The following is a 7,042-nucleotide window of genomic DNA, read 5'->3' as shown; positions in this document are numbered from 1 at the left end:
TCACATCACCCGAGGGAATCAGCCCCGCAGCGCGGGGGCAAGCGGACATCGACAGGGTTGGAGCCCATTCTGCAACAGGCTCTATAGGCGGCCGCGAAGGGCGATGCGGCAAAGCCGCCCAGCGAGATCATGTTGATGAACACGCCCTGCCCCTGTTTGAGAAACACTGGCACCGCCGCATGGGCATCGTTCATGTGACCGATCAGGTTGGCGCGGATGATCTGTTCATGCGCCGCGGCGGGGGTTTCATGAAACCGGCCGACGGCGCCGACCCCGACATTACTCACCCAGACATCGATCCGGCCGCCGAAGGCCAGCGCCCGCGATGCCAGATGCCGCACGGCGGCGGCGTCGGTCACATCGGTCGCCACCACCTCGGTCGCGGCGCCCAGAACCCGGCAATGGCCGGCCACCGCCTCCAGCGCAGCACCGTCACGTGCCGCCAGAACCAGCTGTGCGCCGTCACGCGCAAAGGCTTCCGCCGTTGCCCGGCCGATGCCGCTGGATGCGCCGGTGATGACCACCACCGCGCCGTCGCGCTGTCCTCTGCGGGTCATGAGCAACTGTCTCCTTGATCCGTGGGGGGGGAGAACAGCCGGCCGGCGCCAGTCAGGGGGCCAGCCGGCCCTGTCTGCGGACAAGCCCCGTGGCGGCCGGAAAGTTCCGGCACCCGGATCGCGTCAGGCCACCCCGCCACAGCCGGATGCCGTCACCGCGGCAGGGTTTCATAGACGTTGAGCGTCGCCAGCGTGCCGCCATCGACCGGGATGTCGATGCCGGTGATGGCGGCGGCGGCATCCGATGCAAGGAACGCCACCGCGGCCGCCACTTCGCCGATCTCGACCAGCCGGCGCATCGGCACACGCTCGAACCGGTGGAGCATATAGTCGAGCTGGTCAGGGGTCAGGAAATCCTCGATCATCCGGGTCCGCACCCAGCCGGGGCTGACGCTGTTGACCCGGATGCCGAACGGCGCCAGCGCGGTCGCGGCATCCCGGGTCAGGCCGATGATGCCGGCCTTCGATGCCACATACGAGGCCTGTGGGCCGTCATAGCCCTGGGCGTCGATCGAGGCGATGTTGACGATCGAGCCGCCGCCATGATCCTTCATCCGCCGCGCCGCGCGCTGGGTCATCAGGAAGCAGCCGGTCAGATTGGTGTCGATCACCCGCCGCCAGCTTTCGATCGTGATGTCCAGAAACGCCGCGTCCTCGACGATGCCGGCATTGTTGACCAGGATGTCGAGCCGGCCGAAGGCGCCGCAGGCCGCATCGACCATGGCGTCGGCCGCCACCGGGTCCGAGACGCTGCCGGTCACCGCCATGGCGACGCCGCCGCCCGCGCGGATCTCGGCCGCGAGATCCTCCAGTTCACCCGCCGTGCGGCTGGTCAGCACCAGTTTTGCGCCCGACATCGCCAGATGCATGGCGATACCCCGGCCGATGCCGCGCCCGGCGCCGGTGACCAGCGCGACCTTGCCCGCCAGCGGGGTCATCGCGCCCCCTCCTCGGCGGCGGCGCCACGCCGTGATGACAACCGGGCGCGCAGGGCCGCGACCGCTTCCTCGACCTCGTATCCACCCATGAAGCCGTCGGGACGGAAGCACATCACCACCACGATCACCACCCCCAGCATCAACCCCGACAGGCCCAGCATTTCAGGAAAGGCAATGCCGAGTACGGTGATGCCGCCCTCGACGATCCGGATCAGTTCCAGCAGCACGGTCAGCAGCGCCACGCCGACCATGGCGCCGGTCACCGAGCGCATGCCGCCGACGATCGCCATCGCCAGGGTCAGGAAGGCGGTGTGGAAATAGAAGGCGCGCGCATTGATCGTGCCGGCATAGAGCGCATACAGCGCACCGGCGCAGCCGACCACGGCCGATCCCAGCACCCAGGCCACCAGGCGCAATCGACGGACATCCACGCCCATCGCTTCCGCCGCCACCGGGTCGGTGGCGCTGGCGCGCAATTGGACGCCGGCGCGCGAGCCCTTGAACAGCCGCGCGATCACCAGCACCACGGCGGTCGCCAGGATGATCCCGCCCAGCCCCACCACCTTCGGAATGCCGAAAAAGGCCTGCGCGCCGCGGAACAGATCGGTCCAGGTCACCAGCACCCCCTGCACGATGACCAGGATCGAGATGGTCAGAATGGTGGCGGCGATGCCCGCCAGCCGCACCAGCACCAGACCGGTGATCAGCCCGATCAGGGTGGTGATGGCGATCGACAGGATGAAGGCATAGATCGCCGCCAGTTCCACGCCCGCCAGACCGAAGGGCGCGTTCGGGATCAGCGTTGCCTTGATCATCACCGGCGTTGCGAACACCGCGGTGAAATAGGCGCCCAGGGCCATGAAGCCGGCATGGCCGATATTCACCACATTGGCGTTGCCCATGAAGATCTGCAGCCCGACGACGGCAATCAGGTTGATATAGGCGGCAGCGGCCAGCCGGATGATGAACGGGCTGCCGAAGGCCAGAATGGCAAGCCCGATCGCCGAGGCGATGACCACCAGCCAGGCCGCGCCCTTCAGATTGCCAGCCAGCCGTTCATCGAGCCCGAGCCCGGCGGTGCGCTGGCGGATGCCATAGACGATGGTGTTCATGCGGTCTTGTCTCCAAGCTCGACACGGCGCCCCAGAATGCCTTGCGGCCGGAACACCAGGATGGCCCCCACGATCAGGAAGACCGAGGCATCGCGCAAACCCGCCAGCTTGTCGGGCAGGATGACGATCAGCATCACCTCGACGAAGCCCAGAAGCAGCCCACCGACCACGGCGCCGGGCAAGCTGCCGAAACCGCCGAGCACGCAGGCGACGAAGGCCTTCAGCACCGGCAGAAGCCCCATGAACGGGTCGATCGCGCCACGCCTGGCGATGAAGAAGATCGCGGCGATGCTGGCAAGCAGCCCCGAGATGGCGAAGGCCGCGGCGATCACCCGGTTGGCGCGCATACCCATCAGCCGCACGGTGGTGAAGTCCAGTGCCGCGGCGCGCATGGCGAGACCGATCCGTGTCGCGCGCAGAAACCAGACCAGTGCGCCGATCGCCACCGCCGTGACCCCCACCTCCAGCATCTGAAGAATGGTGACGGTAAAGCCCGCCAGATCGACCGGGGCGTTCAGCACCGACAGCGCCGGCACCGCCTTGGGGCGCGGAGACACCATCAGCAGGAACAGGTTCTGCAACACGATGCCGACCCCGAAGGCGGTCAACAGCCCGGTGGTGGGTGGTGCATCGCGCACCGACCGGAAAGCCACGCGTTCCAGCACCAGCGCCACCAGAACCACGGTCACCACGCCGAACACCACCAGCAGCCAAGGGTCGGTCATGCCCATCGCGGCCATGGCGAACATGGCATAGCCGGCAACGCCGATGAACTCGCCATGGGCGAAATTGACCAGCCCCATCACGCTGAACACGATCGCCAGCCCCAGCGCCAGCAATGCGTACTGGGCGCCGATGCTGAAACCGTTCAGCGCCTGTTCGATCAGATAATCCATCAGCTTGTCCCTCTGCCGTCAGGCGGCCGCGTCGCCGATATAGGCCTGCATCAGCGCACCGCTGTTCTGCAACGGCGCCGCCGGGCCGCCATAGCGCATCTCGCCGGTGCTGAGCACATAGGCGCGGTCGGCAAAGCGCAGCACGTCATGGGCGTTCTGTTCGACCAGCAGGATGGTCAGGTCGCGGTCGCGCAGATCGCGGATCAGGCGGAAGATCTGGCCCACGATGCGCGGCGCCAGGCCCAGCGACGGTTCGTCGAGCATCAGCAGGGATGGCCGGCTCATCAGCGCCCGGGCAATCGCCAGCATCTGCTGTTCACCGCCAGACAGGCTGCCGCCGGTCTGCCCGCGACGCTCGGCCAGGATCGGAAACAACGTGAAGCACATCTCCATATCCGCCTGAACCGCAGCGCCCCGACGGCGGGTCGCGGCGCCCAGTTCCAGGTTTTCAAACACGGTCAGATTGGCGAACACCCGCCGACCTTCAGGCGTCAGCGTGATGCCCCGGCGGACGCGGGTTTCGGTGTCAAGCCGGCGCAGATCCTCGCCCTTGAACCGGATACGGCCACCGGCCAGCGGCCGCAGGCCCATGGCGGCCGACAGCAGCGAGGTCTTGCCGGCGCCGTTCGGCCCCAGCAGGGCGACGATCTCGCCGGCCTCAACCGTCAGCGACACATGGCGCACCGCGCTGACCGGGCCATAGCTGATCGAAACGTCCTCGATTTCAAGCATGGCGGTCACTTCTTGAAATGCGGCACGTCCGCCGGGATCGTCGACGAGATCAGGATCGGCTTGCCATCCTTGAAACCCATCACCGGCACCTCCTTGATCGGATAATGCCAGGGGTTGTCGTAAGACACGCTGGGCGCGGTGACGATCTCGAACGGGCCCTTGGTATGGATCGCCTCAAGCATCGCCTTCGGATCGGTCGATCCCGCGGCCCTGGCCGCCCCCACCATCAGCTTGATCACATCGCCGCCCAGGCCGAAAAAAGCGCCGTTGATCTCATAGCCACGTTTGGCGCAGTCGGCCTGGAAGGCCGCGAGCGCACCGCCTTCGGTCGGAAAGCCGTGGGCTGCAAAGAACACCGTGCCGTCGACATTGGCAGCACCACCGGCAACGCTGGCCAGCGTCACATCGTCGAAGCCGTCCGATCCCAGAACCATGGTCGACATGCCGGCGGCGCGAAGCTGGCGGATCAGCACGCCGACATCCGGGTTGATCGACGAGATGTGGATCGCATCGGGGGCCGGGTCCATCGCCTTCAGTTTCGAGATGAAGGGCGACCAGTCGGTGATGCCGAAGCCCGGATATTCGATCGATCCCAGCACCTTGCCGCCCTGGCGCTCGAACACCTCGCCGAACCAGCCGGGCAATGCACGCGTCCAGGTGCCGACCACATCCGACACGAACAGCACCACGCTGCGCGCGCCCTGATCATAGGCAACCTTGGCGGTCGCCGCGGCATTGTGCGGATCGGGCACCGCCACGGTGACGAAATTATCGAGCCCGGCCGCGAACATCTCGACCTGGGTATTCATGGCCGAAAAAGTGATGGCACCATACTCGGCGGCAAGCTGGCCGATCGGGATCAGCGAATCCGATGCCGGCGTGCCCGATATCGCGATCACCTCGTCATCCAGCATCTGCTGCGCCAGGGCGATGGCCAGTTGTGGTTCGCTCTTGCTGTCCTTCACCAGCAGCTCGATCCGGTATTCGCCCGCCTCGTTCACCAGTTCGGCCATGCAGCGCAGGCCATGGGCGGCGGTATAGGGCGCCCAATCGCCGGAAATCGACTCAGGTGCCCCGATCTTCAAGGTCTCCGCCGCCATGGCCGGCATCACCGCCAGCCCCAGACAGATGCCAAGCCATGTTCCGCGCGTGTCGATCGTCATGATCCCATGTCCCCCGTCTCGATCTCGTGTCGGATTGTTCTTTCACCCGGATTTTTCCGGTGTCGTCTTATCCCGTCGCATGCAGCGCCGGTCAGGCCGCCGGCTCGTCGCCGCCGCCGATATAGACCTCGATCACCCGCGGATCGCTCAGCACTTCATCGGGCCCGCCAATGGTCAGGATCTCGCCCATATGCAGCACGGCGACCCGCTCGCAGACCCGGCGGATGAAGCGCAGGTCATGCTCGATCACCAGCACGCCGCAGCCGAAATCGTTGCGGATCTGCCGGATCAGCTCCACCAGATGCTCGGATTCGACGTCGTTCATGCCGGCGGCCGGTTCATCCAGCAGCAGATAACCGGGGGCGAGCGCCAGGGCGCGGGCAATCTCCAGCCGGCGCTGAAGGCCATAGGGCAAGGTGGTGGCCATCCGGTCTGCCAGACCGCGCAACCCCATCCGGCCCAGCAGGTCATCGACATCATGCAGCGCGCGGCCAGCGGCGCGATGGCGCAGGGCGGTGGTGTGCGCGACCTCGACATTTTGGCGGATGGTCAGATGCGCGAACAGGCGGATGTTCTGGAATGTGCGTCCAACGCCCGCACGTGCGCATTGCGGCGCCGACAGGCCGGTCATCGGCTGGCCGTCCAAGGTCACCATGCCGCTGTCGGGGCTGAGCGTGCCGGTGATCAGGTTGATGAGCGTGCTCTTGCCGGCGCCGTTCGGGCCGATCAGGCCCAGAATTTCGCCCGCCATGCAACGCAGCGTCACCCCGCGCACGGCATAGACCCCGCCGAACCGCTTGGAGAGGTCAGTGATGTCGAGGCATCTGGCCGGCTCCGGTTCCGGCTGTGTCATCAGATCGATGTCTGCTGCCAGGGCGGTCATCCGGAAGGCCTCCTTGTCCATGGGCGGTGTCGCCGGCCGGGGCGATCTCGGCGCGCTTGTCCGACAGGAAGCCTGCGGCCGGGGCCACCTGGCCCGCAATCCACCTTCCGGTGGAAGCCACACCAGGTCGGAGCCGCCCGGCCACCATCAAGCTGCGATCAGGGCAATTGCATGGCCGCCAGAAAGGCGATGATCGCCGCGCGGTTGTCGACGCCCAGCTTGTTCAGGATATTGATGACATAGGTTTTGACCGTGGCGACGCCGATGCCCATAATTTGGGCTATGGTCATATTCGATGCACCATTTCTGAGCAGATCGACAACTTCGATCTCCCGTGGCGTCAGCCCGAAACGGCTGGACAACAGCATCTCCTGGCGTGCCTTCCGCACCCGGGGATGCATCTTCAGATTGAATTCCAGATAGTCGTGCATGGCATTGAAATTGAACAGCCGCGTGCTCAACCCGGCGGCTTCCGGACCGGTCAGCACCGCCAGCAGGGCAAAGGGCAGACCGTCATGCCGGAAGATGAAATTGACCTCGTCCTGCATGCCATAGCGGTTCAGGAACGCCATATGCAGGCGGTTTTCCTCGTCGCTGCGCCGCACGCGCTCCTGCTCAAGGAACAGGATGTCCTGCGCGAAACCGGTCACCTCATAGACATTCAGCGGGTCATGGACATAAGAGCCTGTTGCAGAATGGGTCTTCGGAATGTGTCGCGATCGCAGTGAGATCCGCCCTTGAGCCTGCGGCCGGCGCCTGAT

The 7,042-nt window shown here is 65.9% G+C and carries 7 protein-coding genes and 1 pseudogene; all 8 read right to left on the bottom strand.

Annotated features, from left to right (window positions below):
* Nucleotides 1-77: 77 nt before the first annotated feature.
* Nucleotides 78-557: pseudogene (locus IEW15_RS24510) on the bottom strand (SDR family NAD(P)-dependent oxidoreductase); the annotation flags it as partial.
* Nucleotides 558-709: 152 nt separating this feature from the next.
* A complete protein-coding gene (locus IEW15_RS24505) occupies nucleotides 710-1,495 on the bottom strand; it encodes an SDR family NAD(P)-dependent oxidoreductase (protein WP_188583006.1) in 786 nt (261 codons plus the stop codon).
* Nucleotides 1,492-2,607 carry a branched-chain amino acid ABC transporter permease gene (locus IEW15_RS24500; protein WP_188583004.1) on the bottom strand — a complete coding sequence of 372 codons (1,116 nt, stop codon included), beginning with the start codon at nucleotides 2,605-2,607 and terminating at the stop codon, nucleotides 1,492-1,494. Before IEW15_RS24500 ends, IEW15_RS24505 begins: the two co-directional genes overlap by 4 nt.
* The gene (locus IEW15_RS24495; protein ID WP_188583002.1) at nucleotides 2,604-3,503 is read right to left on the bottom strand and encodes a branched-chain amino acid ABC transporter permease; all 900 of its coding nucleotides are present in this window, start codon (nucleotides 3,501-3,503) and stop codon (nucleotides 2,604-2,606) included. Before IEW15_RS24495 ends, IEW15_RS24500 begins: the two co-directional genes overlap by 4 nt.
* Before the next feature lie 18 nt (nucleotides 3,504-3,521).
* Entirely contained in the window at nucleotides 3,522-4,235 is a 714-nt protein-coding gene (locus IEW15_RS24490) for an ABC transporter ATP-binding protein (RefSeq protein WP_188583000.1), read from the bottom strand.
* Between the two features lie 5 nt (nucleotides 4,236-4,240).
* Nucleotides 4,241-5,398, bottom strand: a complete 1,158-nt coding sequence (locus tag IEW15_RS24485; protein WP_188582998.1) for an ABC transporter substrate-binding protein — start codon at nucleotides 5,396-5,398, stop codon at nucleotides 4,241-4,243.
* A 91-nt stretch (nucleotides 5,399-5,489) separates the two neighbouring features.
* Nucleotides 5,490-6,281, bottom strand: a complete 792-nt coding sequence (locus tag IEW15_RS24480; protein ID WP_229708760.1) for an ABC transporter ATP-binding protein — start codon at nucleotides 6,279-6,281, stop codon at nucleotides 5,490-5,492.
* Nucleotides 6,282-6,439: 158 nt separating this feature from the next.
* Nucleotides 6,440-7,042: helix-turn-helix transcriptional regulator (locus IEW15_RS24475; protein ID WP_229708755.1), on the bottom strand; the 603-nt coding region annotated here is incomplete at its 5' end.

The sequence above is a fragment of the Tistrella bauzanensis genome, assembly GCF_014636235.1.
Lineage (GTDB): Bacteria > Pseudomonadota > Alphaproteobacteria > Tistrellales > Tistrellaceae > Tistrella > Tistrella bauzanensis.
This window is presented reverse-complemented; position numbering and strand designations above follow the sequence as displayed.

What these genes read in the sequence shown, in the direction of transcription:
- IEW15_RS24505 (WP_188583006.1), bottom strand. Translation starts at nt 1,495, where the DNA reads ATGACCCCGCTGGCGGGCAAGGTCGCGCTGGTCACCGGCGCCGGGCGC.
- IEW15_RS24500 (WP_188583004.1), bottom strand. Translation starts at nt 2,607, where the DNA reads ATGAACACCATCGTCTATGGCATCCGCCAGCGCACCGCCGGGCTCGGG.
- IEW15_RS24495 (WP_188583002.1), bottom strand. Translation starts at nt 3,503, where the DNA reads ATGGATTATCTGATCGAACAGGCGCTGAACGGTTTCAGCATCGGCGCC.
- IEW15_RS24490 (WP_188583000.1), bottom strand. Translation starts at nt 4,235, where the DNA reads ATGCTTGAAATCGAGGACGTTTCGATCAGCTATGGCCCGGTCAGCGCG.
- IEW15_RS24485 (WP_188582998.1), bottom strand. Translation starts at nt 5,398, where the DNA reads ATGACGATCGACACGCGCGGAACATGGCTTGGCATCTGTCTGGGGCTG.
- IEW15_RS24480 (WP_229708760.1), bottom strand. Translation starts at nt 6,281, where the DNA reads ATGACCGCCCTGGCAGCAGACATCGATCTGATGACACAGCCGGAACCG.